A 24016-nucleotide genomic window follows, 5' to 3' on the forward strand; every position below is an offset into this window, starting at 1 on the left:
TTATTGAACTTTTACATTCATTATAACATATAATATAGGGATGAATAAATAAAAACGTATCTTACCTTAAAAACGAAAAAAGCTTCTTTCTTTTCCATAATTTTCTGCTCAAATTATGGTACAATGAAGAGTAAGATTTTAAATAGAAATGAGACTGATTTGTATGAGAAAATTTAACAGCCATTCGATTCCGATTCGGCTTAATTTATTGTTTTCAATCGTCATTTTGCTCTTTATGGCCATCATTGGTCGTCTGCTTTATATGCAGGTTTTGAACAAGGATTTTTATGAGACAAAATTAGCATCTGCTAGTAAAACAAAGGTGACCACTAGTTCGGCTCGGGGCGAAATTTATGATGCCAGTGGCAAGCCTTTGGTTGAAAATACTGTGAAACAAGTTGTTTCCTTTACCCGAAACAACAAAATGACGGCTGCAGATTTGAAAGAAACAGCCAAGAAGTTGCTAGCCTATGTGGGAGTTTCTTCTCCAACATTGACTGATAGACAGTTGGCGGACTATTACCTAGCAGATCAAGATGTCTATAAGAAAGCAGTGGAAAGTTTACCACGTGAGAAGCGACTGGATTCTGATGGCAATCAATTATCTGAATCCGAGCTTTACAATAATACTGTTGAAAGTATCGATCCAAGTCAATTGACCTACTCGGATGACGAAAAGAAAGAAATTTATCTATTTAGCCAACTCAATGCAGTTGGAAATTTTGCGACAGGAACCATTGCGACAGACTCCTTGACAGATACTCAGATTGCCTTGATTGCTTCGGCTTCTAAGAATTTACCTGGGATCAGTATTTCAACTTCGTGGGATCGAAAGGTTCTAGAGACTTCTCTTTCGTCTATAGTAGGAAGTGTATCCAGTGAAAAAGCTGGTCTACCAGCTGAAGAAGCAGATGCTTATATTAAAAAGGGCTATTCTCTAAATGATCGTGTTGGGACTTCTTATCTAGAAAAACAATACGAGGAAACCTTGCAAGGAAAACGCTCGGTGAAAGAAATCCATCTAGACAAGTATGGCAATATGGAAAGTGTCGAAAATATCGAAGATGGTACCAAAGGGAATAATATTAAACTGACTATTGATTTGGCCTTCCAAGATAGCGTGGACAATCTGCTTAAGAGTTATTTCAATTCCGAACTGGGAAATGGAGGAGCCAAATATTCTGAAGGTGTGTATGCAGTTGCTTTGAACCCAAAAACAGGTGCAGTTTTGTCTATGTCAGGACTCAAACATGACTTGAAAACGGGAGATTTAACACCTGATTCCTTGGGAACAGTAACCAATGTCTTTGTCCCGGGTTCGGTTGTCAAGGCGGCGACCATCAGCTCTGGTTGGGAGAATGGAGTCTTATCAGGGAATCAGACCTTGACAGACCAACCGATTGTCTTCCAAGGTTCAGCTCCAATTAATTCTTGGTATACTCAAGCCTACGGTTCATTCCCGATTACAGCTGTGGAAGCCTTGGAGTATTCTTCTAATACCTATATGGTTCAAACGGCTTTGGGCATTATGGGTCAAACTTATCAACCTAATATGTTTGTTGGAACCAGCAATTTGGAATCAGCTATGGGGAAATTACGTGCGACATTTGCGGAATATGGTCTTGGAGCTTCAACGGGTATTGATCTTCCGGATGAATCTACAGGATTTACCCCTAAGGAATATGACTTTGCCAATTACATTACCAATGCCTTTGGCCAGTTTGATAACTACACCCCTATGCAATTAGCCCAGTACGTTGGAACTATTGCCAACAACGGTGTTCGGATTGCCCCCCACATTGTCGAGGGGATTTATGGAAACAACGAACAAGGTGGCTTAGGGAACTTAATCCAATCTATTGAAACCAAGGAAATGAATAAAATTAATATTTCTGAGTCTGATGTTTCCATCCTCCAACAAGGCTTTTATCAAGTGTCACATGGTGGTAGTGCTTTGACAACCGGTCGTGCCTTTTCAAATGGCGCAGCGGTATCCATTAGTGGAAAAACAGGTACTGCTGAAAGTTATGTTGAGGGCGGTCAAAAAGCTAACAATACTAATGCTGTGGCCTATGCACCATCAGATAATCCTCAAATCGCTGTAGCTGTTGTCTTCCCTCATAACACCAACCTTACAAATGGTGTCGGACCTTCCATTGCGCGCGATATTATCAACCTCTATAACCAACATCATCCAATGAATTAGAAAGGAACGTATGCTTTATCCAACACCTATTGCTAAGCTAATTGACAGTTATTCGAAGTTACCGGGTATCGGGATTAAGACGGCTACCCGTCTGGCCTTCTATACTATTGGAATGTCTGATGACGATGTCAATGAATTTGCTAAAAATCTCCTTTCTGCTAAGAGAGAGCTGACCTACTGTTCCATCTGCGGTCGCCTGACTGATGACGATCCTTGCTCTATCTGTACCGATCCGACTCGTGACCAGACAACGATTTTAGTTCTCGAAGATAGTCGCGATGTGGCAGCCATGGAGAATATCCAAGAATACCACGGGCTCTATCATGTCTTACATGGTCTTATTTCTCCCATGAATGGTATCAGTCCAGATGATATCAATCTCAAGAGCCTTATGACTCGTCTTATGGATAGTGAAGTTTCAGAAGTGATTGTGGCGACCAATGCTACAGCGGACGGGGAAGCGACTTCGATGTATCTTTCACGTTTGCTCAAGCCAGCTGGTATCAAGGTTACGCGTCTAGCGCGAGGTCTCGCTGTCGGAGCGGATATTGAGTATGCGGACGAAGTGACACTCTTACGAGCCATTGAAAATCGAACAGAGTTGTAAGTCTAGACAAATTAACACACTCAATTCATTTAGACAAAAATTAAGGAGACCGACAGTTGTTTTATCGGTCTCTTTTTAGATTTATTGAAGACCAGTATCAGGTTCAAGTTTCAAAAAAGAAGCAAATATGATATACTAAAGAACGAGTATTCTATTAGAATTGGAACAAATAATATGAAACAAACGATTATTCTTTTATACGGTGGACGTAGTGCAGAGCGTGAAGTCTCTGTTCTTTCAGCTGAGAGTGTGATGCGTGCGGTCAACTACGACCGTTTCACAGTCAAGACTTTCTTCATCAGCCAGTCGGGTGATTTTATTAAAACGCAAGAATTTAGCCATACTCCAGGTCAAGAGGATCGTCTTATGACCAATGAAACCATTGATTGGGATAAGAAAGTTGCACCAAGTGCTATATACGAAGAGGGAGCAGTGGTCTTTCCAGTCCTTCATGGTCCGATGGGAGAGGATGGCTCTGTTCAAGGATTCTTGGAAGTTTTGAAAATGCCTTACGTCGGTTGTAACATCTTGTCATCTAGTCTTGCCATGGATAAAATCACCACTAAGCGTGTCTTAGAATCTGTCGGGATTGCCCAAGTTCCTTATGTGGCCATTGTCGAAGGTGATGATGTGACTGTTAAAATTGCCGAAGTTGAAGAAAAATTGACTTATCCAGTTTTCACAAAACCATCAAACATGGGTTCAAGTGTCGGTATTTCAAAATCTGAAAATCAAGAAGAACTCCGTCAAGCCTTGAAACTTGCCTTCCAATATGACAGCCGTGTCTTGGTAGAGCAAGGGGTAAATGCCCGTGAAATCGAGGTTGGTCTCTTGGGCAACTACGATGTCAAAAGCACGCTTCCAGGGGAAGTAGTCAAGGATGTAGCCTTTTATGACTACGATGCCAAGTATATTGATAACAAGATTACCATGGATATCCCAGCTAAGATCAGTGATGATGTGGTAGCTGTCATGCGTCAAAATGCAGAAACTGCCTTCCGTGCCATTGGTGGGCTCGGTCTCTCTCGTTGCGATTTCTTCTATACAGACAAGGGAGAGGTTTTCCTCAACGAGCTCAATACCATGCCAGGTTTCACCCAGTGGTCAATGTATCCACTACTTTGGGACAATATGGGAATTAGCTACCCAGATCTAATCGAGCGTTTGGTTGACCTTGCCAAGGAAAGTTTTGACAAGCGCGAAGCGCATTTGCTATAAAAATGAAAGAGAGGGTAGAAGTCAGAACCGTCACTGCCAGGTGATTAGAGTTCTCGGACTTCGACCCTTTTTAAAGGAGTAGAAATGAAACTTACAATTCACGAAGTTGCCCAAGCTGTTAGAGCTAAAAATGATGTTAGTCTTTTTGCGGATACTCAGTTAGAAAAGGCTGAGTTTGACAGTCGTTTGATTAGGACTGGAGATTTATTTGTGCCACTTAAAGGTGCGCGTGATGGTCATGACTTTATCGAAACAGCCTTTGAAAATGGCGCTGCTGTAACCCTGTCTGAGAAAGAGGTTGCAAATCATCCTTATATTTTGGTAGATGATGTGTTGACTGCTTTTCAACAACTAGCTGCCTACTATCTTGAAAAAACGGGAGTTGATGTCTTTGCAGTTACAGGTTCAAATGGCAAGACAACGACCAAGGATATGTTGGCGCACTTGCTTTCAATAACCTACAAAACCTACAAAACACAAGGAAACTACAATAACGAGATTGGCCTTCCTTACACAGTTCTCCATATGCCTGAAGGGACAGAAAAGTTGGTCTTGGAGATGGGACAGGATCACTTGGGAGATATCCATCTCTTGTCAGAATTGGCCCATCCAAAAACAGCCATTGTGACCTTGGTGGGGGAAGCTCATTTGGCATTTTTCAAAGACCGCTCGGAAATTGCCAAAGGAAAAATGCAAATTGCAGACGGGATGTCTTCGAATTCCTTGCTTTTAGCGCCAGCTGACACTATTGTAGAGGACTACTTGCCAACTGATAAAAAGGTAGTTCGTTTTGGCCAAGGAGCAGAGTTGGAAATTACCGACTTGGTTGAGCGTAAGGATAACTTGACCTTTAAGGCCAATTTCTTGGAGCAACCCCTTGATTTGCCAGTGACTGGTAAGTACAATGCCACCAATGCTATGATTGCATCCTATGTTGCCCTGCAAGAAGGAGTTCCAGAGGAGCAAATTCGTCAGGCCTTCCAAAATCTTGAATTGACGCGTAACCGTACCGAGTGGAAGAAAGCGGCCAATGGAGCAGATATTCTGTCTGACGTATACAATGCCAATCCAACTGCTATGAAGCTGATTTTAGAGACTTTCTCTGCCATTCCAGCCAACGAAGGTGGCAAGAAAATCGCTGTCTTGGCGGACATGAAGGAACTTGGTGACCAGTCTATTCAACTCCATAATCAGATGATTTTGAGCCTTTCTCCAGATGTGCTTGATACAGTTATTTTCTATGGAGAAGACATTGCAGAATTGGCCCAATTGGCTAGTCAAATGTTCCCAATCGGCCACGTTTACTACTTCAAGAAAACAGAAAACCAAGACCAATTTGAAGACCTAGTTAAGCAGGTCAAAGAAAGCCTTGGAGTGCATGACCAAATCCTGCTCAAAGGCTCTAACTCCATGAATCTAGCTAAGCTGGTAGAAAGTTTAGAAAATGAAGCTAAGTGATTTTGTCAAACATTTACGTATTTCTAAATTCATTTTTCTTAAGTAGCATGGTATAATAAAATGCAGGAAAATTTTGAAACATGAGGAAGACTAGATGAATTTATGGGATATTTTCTTTACGACCCAAGCAACAGAGCCACCCAAGTTTGATCTTTTTTGGTATGTCAGTATATTTACACTCTTGGCCTTGACCTTTTATACAGCCTATCGTTATCGTGAAAAGAAGGCTTATCAACGATTTTTCCAAATCTTGCAGGCAGTTCAGTTAATCCTTCTTTATGGATGGTACGGGGTTAATCATATGCCATTGTCAGAAAGCTTACCCTTTTACCATTGCCGTATGGCTATGTTTGTGGTGCTTTTGCTTCCTGGTCAGTCTAAATATAGGCAGTATTTTGCATTACTAGGAACATTTGGGACATTAGCTGCCTTTGTTTATCCAGTGCCAGATCCCTATCCTTTCCCACATATTGCCATTTTGTCCTTTATCTTTGGCCACTTAGCTCTCTTGGGGAACTCACTGGTTTATCTCTTGAGACAGTACGATGCGAGAATGCTAGATGTGAAAAGAATTTTTCTCATGACCTTTGCATTAAATGCCTTGATTTTTGTGGTCAATTTAGTAACAGGTGGAGATTACGGATTCTTGACAAAACCACCATTGGTTGGAGACCATGGCTTAGTAGCTAATTATTTAATCGTTTCCCTGGCCTTATCAGCAGCGATTACGTTAACAAAGAAAATCTTGGAACTATTTTTAGAACAAGAAGCAGAAAAAATGATTGCAAAGAAAGCTTAGAAATGAGCTTTCTTTTTTTCATAAATCTGATTTTTTATAACTTGTTTGGAAAATAAAAAAATTTGATGAGCGAATGTGAAAAAATGGTAAGTAAATTTAGGAAAAACTAAGCACGATTGGATTTTTTGTGTTATAATATTCTGTGAATAGCTATGCCCTATTTTAGCTATATTGAATAGAAGTTTGAAACTTGGAAGAGAGAGGATGCGATGTAATGGCTAGAGATGGTTTTTTTACAGGCTTAGATATCGGAACTAATTCGATTAAAGTATTGGTTGCCGAGCATAGAAATGGTGAACTAAACGTAATTGGTGTAAGTAATGCCAAGAGTAAAGGTGTAAAGGATGGGATTATCGTTGACATTGAAGCAGCAGCAACTGCTATCAAGTCAGCTATTTCCCAAGCAGAAGAGAAAGCTGGCATTTCAATCAAATCAGTGAATGTTGGTTTGCCTGGAAATCTTTTGCAGGTAGAACCAACTCAAGGTATGATTCCAGTTACATCTGATACAAAAGAAATTACAGATCAAGATGTTGAAAATGTTGTTAAATCAGCCTTGACAAAGAGTATGACACCAGATCGTGAAGTCATTACTTTTATTCCAGAAGAATTTATCGTAGATGGTTTCCAAGGTATTCGTGACCCACGTGGTATGATGGGGGTTCGTCTTGAAATGCGTGGTTTGCTTTACACAGGTCCACGTACTATTCTTCACAATTTACGCAAGACAGTTGAGCGCTCAGGTGTTCAAGTTGAAAATATTATTATTTCACCATTGGCTTTGGTTCGTTCAGTCTTGAACGAAGGAGAACGTGAATTTGGAGCTACTGTGATTGATATGGGAGCAGGTCAAACAACTGTTGCTACAATCCGTAACCAAGAACTCCAGTTTACAAATATTCTTCAAGAAGGTGGAGATTATGTCACAAAAGATATCTCTAAAGTCTTGAAGACTTCACAGAAATTAGCTGAAGGATTGAAATTAAACTATGGTGAAGCCTACCCTTCACTTGCAAGCAATGAAACCTTCCAAGTTGAAGTAATTGGTGAAGTAGAGCCTGTAGAAGTTACAGAAAGCTACCTAGCAGAGATTATTTCAGCCCGCATTAAGCACATTTTTGAACAAATCAAACAAGAGTTGGAAAGAAGACATTTGTTGGATCTTCCAGGTGGGATTGTTCTGATTGGTGGAAATGCTATTTTACCAGGTGTTGTAGAACTTGCACAGGAAGTCTTTGGCGTTGGTGTCAAACTTTACGTTCCAAATCAAGTTGGAATCCGTAATCCTGCCTTCGCTCATGTGATTAGCTTGTCTGAATTTGCTGGTCAATTGACTGAGGTGCATTTATTAGCACAAAGAGCAGTCAAGGGTGAGGATACTTTGCGTCACCAACCAATTAATTTTGGTGGGATGATTCAACGCGTTACGCAAGTAGCACAACCTACCCCTATTCAACCAGTTCAAAATACTGAGGTAGAGCAATCAGCTTCTACGAACGTAGTTGCTCCCAAAGAAGATAAAGTATCTTCTCAAAATAAACCAAAAATCGCAGATCGTTTCCGTGGCTTAATCGGAAGCATGTTTGATGAATAAAAGAGGAAAAATAAACTATGACATTTTCATTTGATACAGCAGTAGCTCAAGGTGCAGTTATTAAAGTAATCGGTGTTGGTGGAGGTGGCGGTAACGCCATTAACCGCATGGTTGACGAAGGTGTTGCAGGCGTAGAATTTATCGCAGCAAACACAGATGTACAAGCTTTGAGTAGTACAAAAGCTGAGACTGTAATTCAGTTAGGCCCTAAATTGACTCGTGGTTTGGGTGCTGGCGGTCGACCTGAAGTTGGTCAAAAGGCAGCTGAAGAAAGCGAAGAAGCCTTGACTCAAGCTATTACTGGAGCAGATATGGTCTTCATTACTGCAGGTATGGGAGGTGGCTCTGGTACTGGTGCAGCTCCTGTTATTGCCCGCATTGCTAAAGATTTAGGTGCTCTTACAGTTGGTGTTGTGACACGTCCTTTCGGTTTTGAAGGAAGCAAACGTGGTCAGTATGCTGTAGAAGGAATCAATCAACTTCGTGAGCATGTGGATACTCTATTGATTATTTCAAACAACAACTTGCTTGAAATTGTTGATAAGAAAACTCCACTTCTTGAAGCTCTTAGCGAAGCAGATAACGTACTTCGCCAAGGTGTTCAAGGGATTACGGACTTGATTACAAATCCTGGTTTGATTAATCTTGACTTTGCCGATGTGAAAACAGTTATGGCAAATAAAGGAAACGCCCTAATGGGTATCGGTATCGGTAGTGGTGAAGAACGTGTGGTAGAAGCAGCTCGTAAGGCAATCTACTCACCACTTCTTGAAACAACTATTGACGGTGCTGAGGATGTTATCGTCAACGTTACTGGTGGTCTTGATTTGACTTTGATTGAAGCAGAAGAAGCTTCAGAAATTGTCAACCAAGCAGCTGGTCAAGGAGTGAACATCTGGCTCGGAACATCTATCGATGAAAACATGAAAGATGAAATTCGTGTGACAGTCGTTGCAACTGGTGTTCGTCAAGATCGTGTTGAAAAAGTTGTGGGCCATGCACCAAGACAAGCTGTCCGTCATGAACAAGCAAGTCCTAATCATGCACACAATCATAATCGTCAGTTTGATATGGCTGAAACTGCAGAAATTCCAAGTCCAGCGCCTCGTCGCACAGAAACTTCTCAAACTTCAGCATTTGGTGATTGGGACTTGCGTCGTGAGACAATTGTTCGACCAACTGATTCAGTGGTATCACCAGTTGAACGTTTCGAAGCGCCATCTTTACACGATGAGGATGAATTAGACACTCCTCCATTTTTCAAAAATCGTTAAGTAAATGAATTTGAAAGAAAATACAGAACGTGTTTTTCAACAAATAAAAGATGCAAGTCAGCAGTCAGGAAGAGAAGCCAATTCTGTTTCGGTTGTTGCTGTTACAAAATATGTAGACGTACCGACAGCGGAGGCTTTGCTTCCGCTAGGTGTGCATCATATTGGTGAAAATCGTGTGGATAAATTTCTTGAGAAATATGAAGCTTTAAAAGATAGAAATATTACCTGGCATTTGATTGGAACCTTGCAAAGACGCAAGGTCAAAGATGTCATTCAGTATGTTGATTATTTCCATGCTTTGGATTCATTAAAGCTAGCAGAGGAAATTCAAAAAAGAAGTGACCGAGTTGTTAAGTGTTTCTTACAAGTAAATATCTCAAGGGAAGAGAGCAAACATGGTTTTTCAAGGGAAGAACTACTGGAGCTCTTGCCAGAATTGGCCACCTTAGATAAAATTGAATATGTCGGCTTGATGACCATGGCTCCTTTTGAAGCTAGTAGTGATGAGTTGAAAGAAATTTTTAAAGCTACGCAGGATTTGCAACTAGAAATTAGAGAAAAACAAATTCCCAATATGCCAATGACGGACTTGAGTATGGGTATGAGTCGTGACTACAAGGAAGCGATTGAATTTGGCTCAACCTTTGTCAGAATTGGTACAGCATTTTTTAAATAGGAAAGAAATATGTCTTTAAAAGATAGATTTGATAAATTTATAGATTATTTTACAGAAGATGGAGAAGATGTTGGTACTACATATCAGCCTAAAGCTGAAGAGCCGATTGTGACTCCAGTCCCTTCTGTTCAAGAGTTGCCTCAACAAGCTGGTAGCACGCCATCTAAAGATAAAAACATCACTCGTCTCCATGCCCGTCAACAAGAGTTGGCTATGCAAAGTCAACGTTCTACTGATAAGGTGACAATTGATGTTCGTTATCCACGTAAATACGAAGATGCCACAGATATTGTTGATTTATTAGCTGGTAACGAAAGTATTTTGATTGATTTCCAATATATGACAGAAGTTCAAGCACGTCGTTGTTTGGATTATCTGGACGGGGCTCGTCACGTTTTGGCTGGTAACATGAAAAAGGTAGCATCTACTATGTACCTGCTGACACCAGTTGATGTTGTCGTTAATATTGAAGATATCAAAATCCCAGATGAATCACAAAATGGTGAATTTGGCTTTGATATGAAACGTACGAGAGTAAGATAATGATCTTTCTCATTCGTTTTGTTCAAAATGCAGTGGATATCTATTCACTGATTTTAATCATTTTTGCTCTGATGTCTTGGTTTCCCAATGCTTATGAATCACGTCTTGGGCGCTTGATTATTAGTTTAGTGAAACCGATAGTAGCTCCCTTGCAACGTTTACCCCTCCAGATTGCAGGTCTTGACTTGTCTGTCTGGATTGCGGTATTACTAGTTCACTTCCTAGGGGAGCAGTTGATTCGACTTTTAGTAATCTTTCTATGAACAAGATGATTTATCAACACTTTTCTAAGAATGATTCGTCTTTTATTGATAAGGGAGTAGAATGGATAAAAAAGGTAGAAGATTCTTATTCTCCTTTTTTAACACCCTTTATAAATCCCCATCAAGAAAAGATTTTAAAGGTGCTAGCATCAACCAACGGCATCTCCTACATGAGCAGTCGGCTGTTTCTTGAAACTGAATATGTACGGGTACTCCTGTATCCTGATTATTTTGATCCGGAATTCTCTGATTTTGAACTTTCCTTGCAAGAAATTGTCTATCCTAATAAGTTTGAACGCTTAACGCATGCAAAAATATTAGGAACTGTTTTAAATCAGCTGGGAATTGATAGAAAGCTATTTGGTGATATCTTAGTCAATGAAGAGAGAGCACAGATTATCATTAATCGACAGTTTACTCTCCTTTTTCAAGACGGTATTACGAAAATTGCTCGTCTACCGGTTCGTCTAGAAGAACGGGATTTTACTGAGAAGATTGATACAGTGGAGGACTATCAAGAATTAGATATTTGTATAGCTAGTTCTAGGTTAGATGTTTTTCTAGCTGGGGTCTTCAAGCTCTCTAGAAATCAGGCAAATCAGTTAATTGAAAAGCAGGCAGTTCAAGTCAATTACCATTTAGTTGAAAAATCAGATTATGCAGTTCAAGTTGGTGATTTGATTAGTGTAAGGAAATTTGGTCGATTGAAACTTGTTAGGGATAATGGGCAAACAAAAAAAGATAAAAAGAAATTAACGGTCCAATTGTTATTAAGTAAGTGAGGAAAATTATGCCAATTACATCGTTAGAAATCAAAGATAAAACCTTTAGCACACGCTTTAGAGGGTTTGATCAAGAAGAAGTAGATGAATTTTTAGATATTGTAGTCCGTGATTATGAAGATTTGGTTCGCTCTAATCATGATAAGGATTTACATATTAAGAGTTTGGAAGAGCGTTTGTCTTACTTTGATGAGATGAAAGATTCATTGAGCCAGTCTGTATTGATTGCACAAGATACAGCTGAACGAGTAAAACAAGCTGCAACTGAACGCTCAAACAATATTATCCAACAAGCAGAGCAGGATGCACAACGTTTGTTGGAAGAAGCTAAGTACAAGGCAAATGAAATTCTTCGTCAAGCAACTGATAATGCTAAGAAAGTTGCTGTTGAAACAGAAGAATTGAAGAACAAGAGCCGTGTTTTCCATCAACGTCTCAAATCTACAATTGAGAGCCAGTTAGCAATTGTTGAATCTTCAGATTGGGAAGACATTCTTCGTCCAACAGCGACTTATCTTCAAACAAGTGATGAAGCCTTCAAAGAAGTGGTAAGTGAAGTCTTAGGTGATTCTGTCTTACAACAACATCCAGAGGAAGAACCAATTGATATTACTCGTCAGTTTTCTCCCGAGGAAATGGCAGAGTTGCAAGCGCGTATCGAAGCAGCTAATAAGGAACTTGCGGAAGCCGAAGCTAGAGCTGAGCAAGAACAATTGGTTTCACCAGCTCCGGTTGTTGAAGAAAGTCCAGCTCATCCAGTTGGTCCAATGTATGAAGAGCCAGAAGTAGCTCCAAGCCATTACTCAGGACCAACACCAGCTACTGAAGCTGTAAACTCAGAACCAGGTTTTGCAGCACCGCAAGAATCTGTTACAATTTTATAAGAAATGATCTGAGAACAATATCTTATCCTTATATTTCCAGCGAGCAGGAGATGGTGTGAGTCCTGCATTCCCTAATGATAAGATTATCCTCTCAAACTATCAAGTCTGAATGAAGTAAGATTTGACGTTCCCCACGTTACGGGATAAGAGGGAGAAAGACCAGATCTTTTTCCGAATAAAGGTGGTACCACGATTTTCGTCCTTTTTGGAAGTCGTGGTTTTTAATTTGTTATTATTTATAAAGGAGATACCATGAAACTCAAAGATACCCTTAACCTTGGGAAAACAGCTTTCCCAATGCGTGCAGGCCTTCCTACCAAAGAGCCAGTTTGGCAAAAGGAATGGGAAGATGCAAAACTTTATCAACGTCGTCAAGAATTGAACCAAGGAAAACCTCATTTCACCTTGCATGATGGCCCTCCATACGCGAACGGAAATATCCACGTTGGACATGCTATGAACAAGATTTCAAAAGATATCATTGTTCGTTCAAAATCTATGTCAGGGTTTTATGCACCCTATATCCCAGGTTGGGATACACATGGTCTGCCAATCGAGCAAGTTTTGGCAAAACAAGGTGTCAAACGTAAAGAAATGGACTTGGTTGAGTACTTGAAACTTTGCCGTGAATACGCTCTTTCTCAAGTAGATAAACAACGTGAAGACTTCAAACGTTTGGGGGTTTCTGGTGACTGGGAAAATCCATATGTGACTTTGACTCCTGATTATGAAGCAGCTCAAATCCGTGTCTTCGGTGAGATGGCTAACAAGGGTTATATCTACCGTGGTGCCAAGCCAGTTTATTGGTCTTGGTCATCCGAGTCTGCCCTTGCTGAAGCGGAGATTGAATACCATGACTTGCTTTCTACATCTCTTTACTATGCTAATAAGGTAAAAGATGGCAAAGGTATTCTTGATACAGATACCTATATCGTTGTCTGGACAACTACTCCATTTACCATCACAGCTTCTCGTGGTTTGACTGTCGGAGCAGATATTGATTACGTTTTGGTTCAACCTGCTGGTGAAGCTCGTAAGTTTGTGGTTGCTGCAGAATTGTTGAATATCTTGTCTGAGAAGTTTGGTTGGGCTGATGTTCAAGTGTTGGCAACTTACCGTGGTCAAGAATTGAACCACATTGTAACAGAACACCCATGGGATACTGCTGTAGATGAGTTGGTTATCCTTGGTGACCACGTTACGACTGACTCTGGTACAGGTATTGTCCATACAGCCCCTGGTTTTGGTGAGGACGACTACAATGTCGGTATTGCTAATGGTCTTGAAGTCGCAGTCACTGTTGATGAACGCGGTATCATGATGGCTAATGCTGGTCCTGAGTTTGAAGGTCAGTTCTACGAAAAGGTTGTACCAACTGTTATTGAAAAACTTGGTAACCTCCTTCTTGCCCAAGAAGAAATCTCTCACTCATACCCATTTGACTGGCGTACGAAAAAACCAATCATCTGGCGTGCAGTTCCACAATGGTTTGCCTCAGTTTCTAAATTCCGCCAAGAAATCTTGGATGAAATTGAAAAAGTGAAATTCCACTCAGAATGGGGTAAAGTACGTCTTTACAATATGATTCGTGACCGTGGCGACTGGGTTATCTCTCGTCAACGTGCTTGGGGTGTTCCACTTCCAATCTTCTACGCAGAAGATGGTACAGCTATCATGACAGCTGAAACCATTGAGCACGTGGCTCAACTTTTTGAAGAACACGGTTCTATCATCTGGTGGGAACGTGATGCTAAGGATCTCTTGCCAGAAGGATTTACTCATCCAGGTTCACCAAATGGCGAGTTCAAGAAAGAAACAGATATCATGGACGTATGGTTTGACTCAGGTTCTTCATGGAATGGAGTTGTAGTAAACCGTCCTGAGTTGACTTACCCAGCAGATCTTTACCTTGAAGGTTCTGACCAATACCGTGGATGGTTCAACTCTTCACTCATCACATCTGTTGCCAACCATGGCGTAGCACCTTACAAACAAATCTTGTCACAAGGTTTTGCCCTTGACGGTAAAGGTGAGAAGATGTCTAAATCTCTTGGAAATACCATTGCTCCAAGCGATGTTGAAAAACAATTTGGTGCGGAAATCTTGCGTCTCTGGGTAACAAGTGTTGACTCAAGCAATGACGTACGTATCTCTATGGATATCTTGAGCCAGGTCTCTGAAACTTACCGTAAGATTCGTAATACTCTTCGTTTCTTGATTGCCAATACATCTGACTTTAACCCAACTCAAGATGCAGTAGCCTACGATGAGCTTCGTTCAGTTGATAAGTACATGACTATTCGCTTTAACCAGCTTGTGAAGACCATTCGTGATGCTTATGCAAACTTTGAATTCTTGACAATCTACAAGGCCTTGGTAAACTTTATCAACGTTGATTTGTCAGCCTTCTACCTTGACTTCGCTAAAGACGTTGTTTATATCGAAGGTGCCAAATCATTGGAACGCCGTCAAATGCAGACTGTTTTCTATGACATTCTTGTGAAAATTACCAAACTCTTGACACCAATCCTTCCTCACACTGCGGAAGAAATCTGGTCATATCTTGAGTTTGAAGCAGAAGATTTTGTTCAATTGTCAGAATTGCCAGAAGCAGAGACATTTGCTAACCAAGAAGAAATCTTGGATACATGGGCTGCCTTCATGGACTTCCGTGGACAAGCTCAAAAAGCCTTGGAAGAAGCTCGTAATGCCAAAGTTATCGGTAAATCACTTGAAGCACACTTGACAGTTTATCCAAACGAAGTTGTGAAAACTTTACTCGAAGCAGTAAACAGCAATGTAGCTCAACTTTTGATCGTGTCTGAATTAACCATCGCAGAAGGACCAGCTCCAGAAACTGCTGTTAGCTTCGAAGATGTGGCCTTCACTGTTGAACGCGCTGCAGGTGAAGTATGTGACCGTTGCCGTCGTATCGACCCAACAACAGCAGAACGCAGCTACCACGCAGTCATCTGTGACCACTGTGCAAGCATCGTAGAAGAAAACTTTGCGGATGCAGTCGCAGAAGGATTTGAAGCGAAGTAAGTTGAAAAGTCCAGGGAAAACTCAATTTGAGGAGAAAAGACAACTAATCTTATAGACTATAAAATGCATTGTATCAAGTTTTTGAACACCTGATACGATGCGTTTTTATAATGTTAGAAGTTTATTGTCGTTTTCTTGTCTCAATTAACTTTGCATCGTTGTATATTGTTGAATTTCAAAAAGCTCATGAATCATCTGAAAAGTAGATTTCATGAGCTTTTATCTGTTAGCGTTCTAAAGGGATTCATCAATCAAGTGTTTAAGATTTGATAGGAGATGCTCTAAAGTTAGGACTGTTTTCTGCTGGTGAGCTAGTTGGTAGAGATTTTGAAAGTAGTCTTGAATATCGTTTTCAAAATTTTGAGGTAGATGAGAGCAATTGTTTTTTGAGAACTGGAGCATGCGTTTTTCTCATGGATGGAGCTGCTCATTGAAGGCGAAGAGCAAATCGAAATAAGAGGCGAAAAACTCACTAGTGCGATGATTGATGCTGAGTAAATCTTGGCGTTTGAGGGCTTTTTTGATTTGTCTTGAAAAAGCTGGCATAGCTTGGTCGAGAAGCAGGGACTGCTTGTTTATGATATTCTTTTTCAATTCAGCTGGATAAGGAAGATTGTACTTTTTCTGGAGGGCAGCATAGTGACCATCTCGATCGTAGAGAATCTTACTGTTGAGCAGATTGTACCACATGCAAGTAGTGTAAGAATTCTGGGCTTGGTGCTCTAAAACTACGGCTTGTAAATCTTTGTCAAATTCGTCCAAAGAGCGGTAAATCAGCTCGATTTCGATACCATTATTGAGAACACAATCATCCTCCAATTCCCAAAATTGATTGCCAATCTCCATATAGGAGCAGTATTTACTAAGAATTTCTTTTCTGATGTCTGGCGTGAGAGGAGCACTGAGATAGACATATACATCATAATCAGAGTCTTTGTCAAAATCTTGTCCGGCCCGTGAACCTCCTAGAGCTAGAGCCTCTACTTGCTCTAGTTGAGCCAATTCTTTAAAGAGATGTTGTGGCATAATGTTAACCTTCTTTATTTTTTGACATCATTCTAACAAAAAGTAAAGAGACTAGCAAGGGTGAAATGGAAATTTCTTTTCACATATTTGCTTAATTTTATTTCATATTATGCAAGTTTTTATTTTATAATTTCAGAAAATGCTTTTTTTTTTTTAGCAAATATGATACAATTTTATTTGAAAAAAATAAAAAAGGAGATTTATTATGAAGTCAAAAGCTTTAGCACTTTATAGTGGTATTGTTGGTTTAGTAGGTGGACTCTACTTGCTTATTGCCCCGTTTCTTTTACTAGCAGCAGTTGTGAGTACAGCTGCTACAGCAACAGCTACACAGAGCCCTGAATTAACTGCATCTACAACAGTTGCAGGAATTGCAGGAGTTTTACTTCCAACCGTTTTAAAAATTGCTATTTTAGTTTTAGGAATTGTTGCGATTGTATACTATAAGGGAGAAAGTCGTGTTGGTTCGGCTCCTTCTGTCCTATTAATCGTAGGTGGAGCAGTTGGCTTGATTCCAGCCCTTGGTTGGGTAGGCGGAATCCTAGCAATTATCGGTGGTTCACTATTTTTAGGAAGTCTCAAAAAATTCAAAGTTGAAGGATAAAAAATAAGGAAAAGGATTGTCAAACAGTCCTTTCCTTTTTGGTTTTGACTAGCTTTTTTGTGAAAAATTGTGTAAAATAGAATAGATAAACGAGGGGAAACCTCGGAAAATTTAAAGGAGAATCCATCTAATGGTAAAATTGGTTTTTGCTCGCCACGGTGAGTCTGAATGGAACAAAGCTAACCTTTTCACTGGTTGGGCTGATGTTGATTTGTCTGAAAAAGGTACACAACAAGCGATTGACGCTGGTAAATTGATCAAAGAAGCTGGTATCGAATTTGACCAAGCTTACACTTCAGTATTGAAACGTGCGATCAAAACAACTAACTTGGCTCTTGAAGCTTCTGACCAATTGTGGGTTCCAGTTGAAAAATCATGGCGTTTGAACGAACGTCACTACGGTGGTTTGACTGGTAAAAACAAAGCTGAAGCTGCTGAACAATTTGGTGATGAGCAAGTTCACATCTGGCGTCGTTCATACGATGTATTGCCTCCAAACATGGACCGTGATGATGAGCACTCAGCTCACACAGACCGTCGTTACGCTTCACTTGACGACTCAGTTATTCCAGATGCTGAAAACTTGAAAGTGACTTTGGAACGTGCCCTTCCATTCTGGGAAGATAAAATCGCTCCAGCTCTTAAAGATGGTAAAAACGTATTCGTAGGAGCTCACGGTAACTCAATCCGTGCCCTTGTAAAACACATCAAAGGTTTGTCAGATGACGAAATCATGGACGTGGAAATCCCTAACTTCCCACCATTGGTATTCGAATTTGACGAAAAATTGAACGTAGTTTCTGAATACTACCTTGGAAAATAAAAAATTGTAAGTCTAGAATTGATTTCTAGACTTTTTATGTTAGTATGGTAGTATGATAAGGAATAAAAAACAAGATTATGTATTGGCCTACAAGCAACCAGCGTCAACAACATATAAGGGTTGGGAAGAAGAGGCCTTACCGATAGGCAATGGTTCTTTAGGAGCTAAAGTCTTTGGTCTTATTGGAGCTGAGCGGATTCAATTCAATGAAAAAAGTCTCTGGTCTGGTGGTCCACTTCCTGATAGTTCCGATTATCAGGGTGGAAATCTTCAGGATCAGTATGCTTTTTTAGCTGAGATTCGGCAGGCTTTGGAGAAGAGAGACTACAATACTGCTAAGGAACTGGCTGAACAGCACCTGGTCGGGCCCAAAACGAGTCAATATGGGACCTATCTGTCTTTTGGGGATATTCATATTGAGTTTAGCAAGCAAGGAAAGACTTTGTCTCAGGTGACGGATTACCAGAGACAGCTGAATATCAGTAAGGCGCTTGCGACGACTTCCTATGTCTATAAGGGAACGAAATTTGAACGTGAAGCTTTTGCGAGTTTTCCAGATGATCTCTTGGTTCAGCGCTTTACTAAGGAAGGGGCGGAAACTCTAGATTTTACTATAGAACTGTCGCTAAGTCGTGATTTGGCTTCTGATGGAAAGTATGAGCAGGAGAAATCTAATTACAAGGAATGCAAGTTGGATATTACTGATTCTTATATCTTGATGAAGGGAAGAGTTAAGGACAATGACCTGCAGTTTGCTAGCTGTTTATCTTGGGAAACAGATGGGGATATTAGGGTTTGGTCAGATAAGGCTCAGATATCAGGAGCCAGTTATGCCAATCTTTTCTTGGCTGCTAAGACTGATTTTGCCCAAAATCCTGCTAGTAATTATCGCAAGAAAATAGATTTAGAGAAACAGGTTAAGGACTTGGTGGAGATAGCTAAAGAAAAGGGCTATGCCCAATTGAAATCAAGGCATATTCAGGATTACCAAGCCTTATTCCAACGTGTTCAATTGGATTTGGGAGCTGATGTAGACACATCCACTACAGATAATTTGCTAAAAAATTATAAGCCACAAGAGGGGCATGCTTTGGAGGAATTGTTCTTCCAGTATGGACGGTATTTATTGATTAGTTCTTCTAGAGATTGCTCAGATGCTCTACCAGCTAACCTACAGGGAGTCTGGAATGCGGTCGATAATCCTCCTTGGAATTCGGACTATCACCTGAATATCAATCTGCAGATGAATTATTGGCCAGCCTATGTTACTAATCTTCTAGAGACGGCTTTTCCAGTCATCAACTATATCGATGATTTGCGTGTCTATGGTCGTCTAGCGGCTGCAAGGTATGCAGGAATCGTCTCTCAGAAAGGTGAGGAGAATGGTTGGCTGGTTCATACTCAAGCGACTCCTTTTGGCTGGACGGCACCTGGTTGGGATTATTACTGGGGGTGGTCACCAGCTGCCAATGCTTGGATGATGCAAACTGTTTATGAAGCCTATTCATTTTATAGGGACCAAGACTATCTCAGGGAGAAAATTTATCCCATGTTGAGGGAAACGGTTCGTTTTTGGAATGATTTTTTACATGAGGATAGGCAGGCGCAGCGTTGGGTGTCTTCTCCGTCTTACTCACCAGAACATGGGCCGATTTCGATTGGCAATACCTATGACCAATCTCTGATTTGGCAGTTATTTCATGATTTTATTCAGGCTGCTCAGGAATTAGAGTTGGATGAGGCTTTGTTGACTGAAGTCAAAGAAAAATTTGACCTGCTTAATCCTCTGCAAATCACTCAATCTAGTCGAATCAGGGAGTGGTATGAGGAGGAAGAGCAGCATTTTCAAAATGAGAAAGTGGAGGCCCAACATCGGCATGCTTCCCATCTGGTGGGACTCTATCCTGGCAATCTCTTTAGCTACAAGGGACAAGAGTATCTTGAATCGGCGCGTGCTAGCCTCAATGATCGTGGAGATGGCGGCACAGGTTGGTCTAAGGCCAATAAGATCAATCTTTGGGCGCGTCTAGGAGATGGCAATCGAGCCCATAAATTATTAGCAGAGCAGTTAAAGTCATCTACCTTGTCAAATCTTTGGTGTAGCCACCCTCCTTTTCAGATAGATGGTAATTTTGGTGCTAGCAGTGGAATGGCAGAAATGTTACTCCAGTCTCATACAGCTTATCTGGTACCTCTAGCCGCCCTACCCGATGCATGGTCAACAGGTTCCGTTTCAGGCTTAATGGCACGTGGACATTTTGAAGTTAGCATGAGGTGGGCGGATAAAAAACTCTTACAGTTGACCATTTTATCAAGAAGTGGGGGAGATTTGCGAGTCTCTTATCCAGATATTGAAAAAAGTGTGATTGAAGTGAATCAAGAAAAAATAAAAGCGAAATGCATGGGGAAAGATTGTATTTCGGTGGCAACAGCAGAAGGTGATCTTGTTCAATTTTATTTTTAAGAAGGTGATAGAAGGCAGTAGTTTGAGACTGCCTTTTAATAAGGATTTGAGAATGTAAGCAGTTTCCAACTAGTTGAAAAAGCGTTATAATGGTAATAGGAAGTAATACTCAATGAAAATCAAAGAGTAAACTAGAAAGCTAACCGCAGATTGCTCAAAACAGTGTTTTGAGGTTGCAGATGGAAGATGACGTGGTTTGAAGAGATTTTCGAGGAGTATAATTTGTTTGAGAGAGGGTGAATCTGATGGCTTATATTGAGATGAAACACTGTTACAAGCGTTATCAGGTTGGGGACACGGAGATTGTGGCCAATCGTGATGTGAATTTTGAGATTGAAAAGGGTGAATTGGTTATTATTCTAGGTGCATCTGGTGCAGGTAAGTCAACGGTTCTTAACCTTCTTGGGGGAATGGATACCAATGATGAGGGGGAAATCTGGATTGATGGTGCCAATATTGCAGACTATAGTTCCCACCAGAGGACCAATTATCGTAGAAATGATGTCGGTTTTGTTTTTCAGTTTTACAATCTAGTTTCCAATCTGACAGCTAAGGAAAATGTGGAGTTGGCCTCAGAAATCGTGACAGATGCCTTGAATCCTGGGCAGGTTTTGACAGATGTAGGTCTGGCTCATCGTCTCAATAACTTTCCAGCCCAGCTGTCTGGAGGGGAGCAACAGCGAGTCTCCATTGCACGCGCGGTAGCCAAAAATCCTAAAATCCTCCTTTGTGACGAACCGACTGGAGCCTTGGATTATCAGACGGGTAAGCAGGTTTTGAAAATCCTCCAAGACATGTCTCGTCAAAAGGGAGCGACGGTAATCATCGTGACTCACAATGGAGCTTTGGCGCCCATTGCTGATCGCGTGATTCATATGCACGATGCCAGTGTCAAGGATATGGTGATCAACCAGCATCCTCAGGATATCGACAGTTTGGAGTACTAGCATGATCAAGCGAAAAACCTATTGGAAGGACTTAATTCAGTCCTTCACAGGCTCCAAGGGGCGTTTTTTATCCATCTTGACCTTGATGATGTTGGGGTCTCTAGCCCTAGTAGGTCTCAAAGTAACCAGTCCCAACATGGAGGCGACAGCTAATGCTTATTTAACAACTGCTCAAACCTTGGATTTGGCAGTTATGTCTAATTATGGTTTGGATCAAACAGATCAAGAAGAACTAGAACAGATAGAGGGCGCAGAGGTTGAGTTTGGCTATTTGACAGATGTGACTATGGAGAATGGGCAGGATGCCATTCGACTGTACTCCAAACCAGAGCGAATTTCAACCTTTCAGCTAAGAGAGGGACGACTTCCTCAGTCAGACAAGGAAATCGCTTTGGCCACTCATTTGCAAGGCCAATACAGCGTGGGACAGGAGATTAGTTTTAAAGAAAAAGAAGAGGGTCATTCCTCTTTAAAAGATCATACTTATACCATTACTGGTTTTGTAGATTCAGCTGAAATCCTCTCCCAGCGAGATATGGGCTACGCAGGAAGTGGAAGTGGGACTCTGACAGCCTACGGGGTCATTTTACCTAGTCAGTTTGATCAGAAAGTCTACAATATAGCTCGTTTAAAATATCAAGATTTGTCAGGTTTAAATGCCTTTTCATCAGCTTATGAAGAAAAATCTAAGCAACATCAGGAAGACCTTGAACAAGCTTTGTCAGATAATGGAAAGGCACGTCTGCAACTCTTGAAAAAAGAAGGCCAAGAGTCTCTCGATAAGGGGCAAGAGACCCTTGATAAGGCTCAGGCTAATTTGCAGGAAGGCAAGCGTCGTTTAGCAACTGCTCAAGCTCGTTTACAGGCTCAGGAAAGTCAACTAGCCTTGCTACCTCAAGTTCAGAGAGAGCAGGCTAGTGCTCAACTTACCCAAGCTAAGCAGGAATTGAGCAAGGAAGAGGACAAAATAAAGCAGGCTGAACAAAATTTAGCCCAAGAAAAGGAAAAATTAGAAAAACATCAGCAAGTCTTGGATGATTTAGCTGAGCCCAAGTATCAAGTCTATAATCGGCAAACCATGCCAGGTGGTCAAGGCTACCTCATGTACAGTAATGCTTCAGCCAGTATTCGGGCAGTGGGCAATATCTTTCCTGTAGTGCTTTATGCCGTAGCAGCTATGGTGACCTTTACAACCATGACTCGTTTTGTGGATGAAGAGCGAACTCATGCAGGGATTTTTAAGGCCCTGGGCTATCGCAGTAAGGATATTATCGCCAAGTTTCTCCTTTATGGTCTAGTAGCTGGGACTGTCGGAACAGCTCTAGGTAGTATACTTGGACATTATTTACTAGCCGGTGTGATTTCAAGTGTTATTACAAAAGGTATGGTAGTGGGAGAAACCCAGATTCAGTTCTATTGGACCTATAGCTTTCTGGCTCTTGTCTTGAGTTGGTTGGCGAGTGTGTTACCAGCCTACTTGGTAGCTCGTAGGGAACTTCATGACGAAGCAGCCCAGCTTTTACTGCCTAAACCTCCTGTTAAAGGAGCTAAAATCTTACTAGAGCGCATCGGTTTTATCTGGCGTCGTCTCAGTTTTACCCATAAGGTAACAGCCCGCAATATTTTCCGTTATAAGCAGCGGATGTTGATGACGATCTTTGGTGTGGTAGGTTCAGTCGCTCTGCTCTTTGCAGGTTTGGGAATCCAATCCTCTGTAGCAGGAGTTCCGTCTAGACAGTTTCAACAAATCCAACAGTATCAGATGATTGTCTCTGAAAATCCTAGTTCGACCAATCAGGATAAGGCAAATCTAGAAGAAGAGTTGAAAGGGCAGGACATCAAAGCCTACCAGAAAATCTATTCTAAAACGCTAGACAAGGATTTCATAGGTAAGGCTGGTCTTCAAACTATTACCCTTATGATGACAGAGAAGGAGGATTTGACTCCATTTATCCATCTGCAACATCATCAGCAAGAGCTGACATTAAAAGATGGCGTCGTTATTACAGCTAAACTCGCCCAGCTGGCAGGTGTCAAGGTTGGACAGACTCTAGAAATTGAAGGTAAGAAGCTAAAGGTCGCTGCCATTGCTGAGAACTACGTTGGTCACTTTATTTATATGAGTCAGGCTAGCTATGAGCAAATTTACGGCCAGCTACCTCAAGCCAACACTTATCTGGTTTCGTTAAGGGATACCAGTGCTCCTAGTATCGAAAGACAGGCCGGCTTACTTATGAATCAAGCTGCGGTGTCCAGCGTTGTCCAAAATGCTTCAGCCATTCGGCTCTTTGACTCCGTCGCTAGCTCACTCAATCAGACCATGACTATCTTGGTCATCGTGTCAGTTCTATTGGCTATCGTTATCCTCTACAATTTGACCAATATCAATGTGGCTGAGAGAATCCGTGAACTCTCCACTATCAAGGTGCTCGGTTTTCATAATAAAGAAGTCACTCTCTACATTTACCGTGAGACCATTGTGCTGTCACTTGTGGGAATCGTACTTGGTTTGGTATCTGGTTTCTATTTACACCAATTTTTGATTCAAATGATTTCGCCTGCGACTATTCTCTTTTATCCGCAGGTAGGCTGGGAAGTCTATGTAATCCCAGTGGCAGCAGTAAGCATCATTTTGACCTTGCTTGGTTTCTTCGTCAATCATCATCTGAGAAAGGTTGATATGCTTGAAGCCTTGAAATCTGTAGAGTAAGGTAGTTGCTTTTATCTGATTGAACTTATATTTACTCGTAAACAAAAAATCCTCCGTTTCAAAGAGTAGGGAACTCTTTGTGACAGAGGATTT

At 41.0% G+C, this 24016-nt stretch carries 18 protein-coding genes and 1 pseudogene; 18 read left to right on the forward strand and 1 reads right to left on the reverse strand.

The features are described 5' to 3' along the window. Positions 1-148 precede the first annotated feature (148 nt). From pbp2b to ileS, 13 genes are all read left to right on the forward strand, one after another. Positions 149-2206, forward strand: a complete 2058-nt coding sequence (pbp2b, locus tag QMQ21_RS16820) for a penicillin-binding protein PBP2B (RefSeq protein WP_261814841.1) — start codon at positions 149-151, stop codon at positions 2204-2206. A gap of 10 nt (positions 2207-2216) precedes the next feature. After that, entirely contained in the window at positions 2217-2813 is a 597-nt protein-coding gene (gene recR, locus QMQ21_RS16825) for a recombination mediator RecR (RefSeq protein WP_000966754.1), read from the forward strand. A 174-nt stretch (positions 2814-2987) separates the two neighbouring features. Beyond that, a complete protein-coding gene (locus QMQ21_RS16830) occupies positions 2988-4031 on the forward strand; it encodes a D-alanine--D-alanine ligase (RefSeq protein WP_261814842.1) in 1044 nt (347 codons plus the stop codon). Positions 4032-4115: 84 nt separating this feature from the next. Beyond that, positions 4116-5489 (forward strand): UDP-N-acetylmuramoyl-tripeptide--D-alanyl-D-alanine ligase, encoded by a 1374-nt coding sequence (locus QMQ21_RS16835; protein ID WP_261814843.1) that lies wholly within the window; start codon positions 4116-4118, stop codon positions 5487-5489. Positions 5490-5583: 94 nt separating this feature from the next. Continuing rightward, entirely contained in the window at positions 5584-6288 is a 705-nt protein-coding gene (locus tag QMQ21_RS16840; protein ID WP_049502428.1) for a YwaF family protein, read from the forward strand. 214 nt (positions 6289-6502) lie between these two features. Next, complete coding sequence (gene ftsA / locus QMQ21_RS16845; RefSeq protein ID WP_004257776.1) at positions 6503-7882, forward strand: cell division protein FtsA; 1380 nt, start codon at positions 6503-6505, stop codon at positions 7880-7882. Positions 7883-7899: 17 nt separating this feature from the next. Next, positions 7900-9156: a cell division protein FtsZ gene (gene ftsZ / locus QMQ21_RS16850; RefSeq protein ID WP_261814844.1), complete on the forward strand. Its 1257-nt coding sequence runs from the start codon at positions 7900-7902 to the stop codon at positions 9154-9156. Positions 9157-9160: 4 nt separating this feature from the next. Then, the gene (locus QMQ21_RS16855; protein ID WP_004261850.1) at positions 9161-9832 is read left to right on the forward strand and encodes a YggS family pyridoxal phosphate-dependent enzyme; all 672 of its coding nucleotides are present in this window, start codon (positions 9161-9163) and stop codon (positions 9830-9832) included. 9 nt (positions 9833-9841) lie between these two features. Further along, the gene (locus QMQ21_RS16860; protein WP_000053357.1) at positions 9842-10375 is read left to right on the forward strand and encodes a cell division protein SepF; all 534 of its coding nucleotides are present in this window, start codon (positions 9842-9844) and stop codon (positions 10373-10375) included. Continuing rightward, positions 10375-10638 carry a YggT family protein gene (locus QMQ21_RS16865; protein ID WP_020903260.1) on the forward strand — a complete coding sequence of 88 codons (264 nt, stop codon included), beginning with the start codon at positions 10375-10377 and terminating at the stop codon, positions 10636-10638. The genes QMQ21_RS16860 and QMQ21_RS16865 overlap by 1 nt, the downstream gene beginning before the upstream one ends. Continuing rightward, entirely contained in the window at positions 10635-11420 is a 786-nt protein-coding gene (locus tag QMQ21_RS16870; RefSeq protein WP_261814846.1) for a YlmH family RNA-binding protein, read from the forward strand. Before QMQ21_RS16865 ends, QMQ21_RS16870 begins: the two co-directional genes overlap by 4 nt. 8 nt (positions 11421-11428) lie before the next feature. Then, positions 11429-12304, forward strand: coding sequence for a DivIVA domain-containing protein (locus QMQ21_RS16875; RefSeq protein ID WP_345774414.1), 876 nt, complete (start codon positions 11429-11431; stop codon positions 12302-12304). A 252-nt stretch (positions 12305-12556) separates the two neighbouring features. Then, positions 12557-15349: an isoleucine--tRNA ligase gene (ileS, locus tag QMQ21_RS16880; protein WP_261814847.1), complete on the forward strand. Its 2793-nt coding sequence runs from the start codon at positions 12557-12559 to the stop codon at positions 15347-15349. A 234-nt stretch (positions 15350-15583) separates the two neighbouring features. Here ileS and QMQ21_RS16885 read toward each other — a convergent pair. Continuing rightward, a pseudogene (locus QMQ21_RS16885) lies at positions 15584-16375 on the reverse strand (nucleotidyltransferase domain-containing protein). 205 nt (positions 16376-16580) lie between these two features. Here QMQ21_RS16885 and QMQ21_RS16890 point away from each other — a divergent pair. The 5 genes from QMQ21_RS16890 (at position 16581) to QMQ21_RS16910 (ending at position 23923) form a co-directional block, all read left to right on the forward strand. Further along, complete coding sequence (locus QMQ21_RS16890) at positions 16581-16979, forward strand: hypothetical protein (RefSeq protein ID WP_049516481.1); 399 nt, start codon at positions 16581-16583, stop codon at positions 16977-16979. A 130-nt stretch (positions 16980-17109) separates the two neighbouring features. Continuing rightward, positions 17110-17802 carry a phosphoglycerate mutase gene (locus QMQ21_RS16895; protein WP_000240129.1) on the forward strand — a complete coding sequence of 231 codons (693 nt, stop codon included), beginning with the start codon at positions 17110-17112 and terminating at the stop codon, positions 17800-17802. A 52-nt stretch (positions 17803-17854) separates the two neighbouring features. Further along, a complete protein-coding gene (locus QMQ21_RS16900) occupies positions 17855-20266 on the forward strand; it encodes a glycoside hydrolase family 95 protein (RefSeq protein WP_261814849.1) in 2412 nt (803 codons plus the stop codon). A gap of 245 nt (positions 20267-20511) precedes the next feature. Continuing rightward, entirely contained in the window at positions 20512-21213 is a 702-nt protein-coding gene (locus tag QMQ21_RS16905; RefSeq protein WP_261814850.1) for an ABC transporter ATP-binding protein, read from the forward strand. 1 nt (position 21214) lies between these two features. Next, positions 21215-23923, forward strand: coding sequence for an ABC transporter permease (locus tag QMQ21_RS16910; RefSeq protein ID WP_261814851.1), 2709 nt, complete (start codon positions 21215-21217; stop codon positions 23921-23923). Positions 23924-24016 lie beyond the last annotated feature (93 nt).

The sequence above is a fragment of the Streptococcus bouchesdurhonensis genome (genome assembly GCF_948472335.1).

What these genes read in the sequence shown, in the direction of transcription:
- pbp2b (WP_261814841.1), top strand. Translation starts at nt 149, where the DNA reads ATGAGACTGATTTGTATGAGAAAATTTAACAGCCATTCGATTCCGATT.
- recR (WP_000966754.1), top strand. Translation starts at nt 2,217, where the DNA reads ATGCTTTATCCAACACCTATTGCTAAGCTAATTGACAGTTATTCGAAG.
- QMQ21_RS16830 (WP_261814842.1), top strand. Translation starts at nt 2,988, where the DNA reads ATGAAACAAACGATTATTCTTTTATACGGTGGACGTAGTGCAGAGCGT.
- QMQ21_RS16835 (WP_261814843.1), top strand. Translation starts at nt 4,116, where the DNA reads ATGAAACTTACAATTCACGAAGTTGCCCAAGCTGTTAGAGCTAAAAAT.
- QMQ21_RS16840 (WP_049502428.1), top strand. Translation starts at nt 5,584, where the DNA reads ATGAATTTATGGGATATTTTCTTTACGACCCAAGCAACAGAGCCACCC.
- ftsA (WP_004257776.1), top strand. Translation starts at nt 6,503, where the DNA reads ATGGCTAGAGATGGTTTTTTTACAGGCTTAGATATCGGAACTAATTCG.
- ftsZ (WP_261814844.1), top strand. Translation starts at nt 7,900, where the DNA reads ATGACATTTTCATTTGATACAGCAGTAGCTCAAGGTGCAGTTATTAAA.
- QMQ21_RS16855 (WP_004261850.1), top strand. Translation starts at nt 9,161, where the DNA reads ATGAATTTGAAAGAAAATACAGAACGTGTTTTTCAACAAATAAAAGAT.
- QMQ21_RS16860 (WP_000053357.1), top strand. Translation starts at nt 9,842, where the DNA reads ATGTCTTTAAAAGATAGATTTGATAAATTTATAGATTATTTTACAGAA.
- QMQ21_RS16865 (WP_020903260.1), top strand. Translation starts at nt 10,375, where the DNA reads ATGATCTTTCTCATTCGTTTTGTTCAAAATGCAGTGGATATCTATTCA.
- QMQ21_RS16870 (WP_261814846.1), top strand. Translation starts at nt 10,635, where the DNA reads ATGAACAAGATGATTTATCAACACTTTTCTAAGAATGATTCGTCTTTT.
- QMQ21_RS16875 (WP_345774414.1), top strand. Translation starts at nt 11,429, where the DNA reads ATGCCAATTACATCGTTAGAAATCAAAGATAAAACCTTTAGCACACGC.
- ileS (WP_261814847.1), top strand. Translation starts at nt 12,557, where the DNA reads ATGAAACTCAAAGATACCCTTAACCTTGGGAAAACAGCTTTCCCAATG.
- QMQ21_RS16890 (WP_049516481.1), top strand. Translation starts at nt 16,581, where the DNA reads ATGAAGTCAAAAGCTTTAGCACTTTATAGTGGTATTGTTGGTTTAGTA.
- QMQ21_RS16895 (WP_000240129.1), top strand. Translation starts at nt 17,110, where the DNA reads ATGGTAAAATTGGTTTTTGCTCGCCACGGTGAGTCTGAATGGAACAAA.
- QMQ21_RS16900 (WP_261814849.1), top strand. Translation starts at nt 17,855, where the DNA reads ATGATAAGGAATAAAAAACAAGATTATGTATTGGCCTACAAGCAACCA.
- QMQ21_RS16905 (WP_261814850.1), top strand. Translation starts at nt 20,512, where the DNA reads ATGGCTTATATTGAGATGAAACACTGTTACAAGCGTTATCAGGTTGGG.
- QMQ21_RS16910 (WP_261814851.1), top strand. Translation starts at nt 21,215, where the DNA reads ATGATCAAGCGAAAAACCTATTGGAAGGACTTAATTCAGTCCTTCACA.